3 protein-coding genes are annotated in these 2,388 nt (G+C 65.8%); all 3 read left to right on the top strand.

From position 1 onward, the window contains the following. The first annotated feature begins 94 nt into the window (after positions 1-94). From EN749_RS34190 to coaE, 3 genes are read left to right on the top strand one after another with little or no spacing between them, the layout of a single operon-like run. Positions 95-694 (top strand): Maf-like protein, encoded by a 600-nt coding sequence (locus EN749_RS34190; RefSeq protein WP_128290175.1) that lies wholly within the window; start codon positions 95-97, stop codon positions 692-694. Beyond that, complete coding sequence (locus EN749_RS34185; protein WP_128290174.1) at positions 687-1,529, top strand: shikimate dehydrogenase; 843 nt, start codon at positions 687-689, stop codon at positions 1,527-1,529. The genes EN749_RS34190 and EN749_RS34185 overlap by 8 nt, the downstream gene beginning before the upstream one ends. Beyond that, a complete protein-coding gene (gene coaE, locus EN749_RS34180) occupies positions 1,526-2,125 on the top strand; it encodes a dephospho-CoA kinase (RefSeq protein WP_127398791.1) in 600 nt (199 codons plus the stop codon). The genes EN749_RS34185 and coaE overlap by 4 nt, the downstream gene beginning before the upstream one ends. Positions 2,126-2,388 lie beyond the last annotated feature (263 nt).

Genomic DNA, 2,388 nt, shown 5'->3' with positions numbered 1-2,388 from the left:
AAATGTCCGGCAGGACAATGAGGGGCAGCGCCAACCTTACAGGACTAGAGCTGATCATACTCCAACCGCGCCTGTGTCTGCGCCCGAGTGCAAAATGACCGAAAAACTCATCCTCGCTTCCGGCAGTCCGTTCCGAAAGGCGATGCTGGTCAATGCCGGCGTCGACGTCGAGGCGGTGCCGGCCGATGTCGACGAGCGTGCGCTCGAGGCGCCTTTGCAGGACAGCGGTGTCTCACCCGAGGACGTCGCCCTGGTGCTGGCCGAGGCCAAGGCAACCGAAGTCAGCGAGCGCAGGCCGGGTGCCCTGGTGCTGGGCTGCGACCAGACGCTGTCGCTCGGCGACGAGGTGTTCCACAAGCCGGCCGATAGGGAAGGCGCACGCCGTCATCTGCTGGCGCTGTCGGGCAGGACCCATCAGCTCAACAGCGCCGCGGTGCTGGTCCGCGACGGCGAGGTTTTGTGGCGCCATGTCGGCATCGCCTCGATGACCATGCGCAAGCTCGACCCGGCCTTCATCGGCCGCCATCTCGCCCGCGTCGGCGCCAAGGCGCTGTCCAGCGTCGGCGCCTATCAGATCGAAGGCGAAGGCATTCAATTGTTCGAGAAAATCGAAGGCGACCATTTCACGATTGTCGGCTTGCCGCTGTTGCCGCTGCTTGCCGAACTGCGCACGCTGGGAGCGATCGATGGCTGAGGCGTCAAAGAAGGCTTTCGTCACCGGCCATCCGGTCAAGCATTCGCGCTCGCCGAAGATCCATGGCCACTGGCTGGCCAAACATGGCATCGACGGAAGCTACCAGGCCATCGATGTCGCGCCGCAGGATTTTGCCGAGTTCGTGAACACGTTGCAGGCAAACAATTACCGCGGCGGCAACATCACCATCCCGCACAAGGAAGCGGCCTTCGCATTGGCCGAACGCCGCGACGAGGCGGCGCAGGAAATCGGCGCCGTCAACACGCTGTGGTTCGAGGGCGGCGTCCTGTGGGCCGGCAACACCGACGGTCACGGCTTTGCCGCCAACCTCGACGATCATGCACCGGGCTGGGCAAGCAAGGGTCCGGCGGTGGTGCTCGGCGCCGGCGGCGCGTCGCGCGCCGTCATCCATGCGCTGAAGCAGCGCGGCGTTGCCGACATCCGCATCGTCAACCGCACTGTGGCCCGGGCGCAGGAATTGCGCGATCGTTTCGGCGCCGGCGTGTCGGCGCATGGCATGGCGGCGACCGATGAACTGCTCGGCGATGCCGGCCTGCTGGTCAACACCACCGCGCTCGGCATGCATGGCAATGAAGGCCTGTCGGCCGATCCCGCCCGGCTGCCCGACCATGCCATCGTCACTGACATCGTCTATGTGCCGCTGGAGACGCCGCTGCTCGCGGCCGCCCGTGGGCGAAATCTGAAGGCGGTCGACGGCCTTGGCATGCTGCTGCATCAGGCCGTGCCCGGCTTCGAGCGCTGGTTCGGCGTCAGGCCGCGGGTGACGGCCGAACTCCGGGCGCTAATCGTCGCCGATCTGGTGCCGAAGCCATGATCGTGCTCGGCCTCACCGGCTCCATCGGCATGGGCAAGTCGACAACGGCCAGGATGTTCGCTGACGCCGGCGTGCCGGTCCATGATTCCGACGAGACGGTGCATCGCCTCTATGCCGGCAAGGCAGCCCCGTTGGTCGAGGCCGCCTTTCCCGGCACCACATCTGCCGGGGTGGTCGACCGGGCAAAGCTTGGCGCGCGTGTGCTCGGTGACGCCGCCGCGCTGAAGCGCCTCGAGGCGATCATCCATCCGCTGGTGCGCGCCGACGCCGATGCCTTTCTGGCCAGGCATCGTAGATCAGGCGCGCCGATCGCCGTCCTCGACATTCCCCTGCTGTTCGAAACCGGCGGTCGCAACCGCGTCGACAAGGTCGTTGTCGTCACTGCGCCGGCCGAGACCCAGCGCGCCCGCGTGCTGGCGCGGCCTGGCATGACGGAGGAAAAGCTGGCGTCGATCCTGGCCAAGCAGGTGCCGGATGCGGAAAAGCGGCGTCAGGCCGATTTCATCGTCGACACCGGCCAGGGGCTGGACGCCGCGCGCGCGGCGGTCAATGCGATCATCAGGCAGCTGATAGGAGTCGGCAAACCAGGCCGCTGACACTGGCTGATGTCGGCGCCGCCCCTCATCTGCCTGCCGGCATCTTCTCCCCGTATAGTGACGGGGAGAAGGACGCTGTTGCAAAGGATTTCGCCAATCTCCAAGGTTTCGGAAAGGGAGCCGAGGTTGCGGCCAGTGTCCAGCCGATAGATGGGTAACAGTTTGAACCGGATAGATAGGTAACAGTTTTCCCCCTTATGATGGGTTCGCGGCAGCGCCAAGCGGTTGGGTTGGCGCGGCGCTGCGGCGAACCAGTTTCCTGT

It is taken from the genome of Mesorhizobium sp. M7A.F.Ca.ET.027.02.1.1 (assembly GCF_004022985.1).
In the GTDB taxonomy this organism is placed as follows: domain Bacteria; phylum Pseudomonadota; class Alphaproteobacteria; order Rhizobiales; family Rhizobiaceae; genus Mesorhizobium.
The sequence above is the reverse complement of the archived record's forward strand: the minus strand, read 5'-3'. Positions and strand labels throughout refer to the sequence as shown.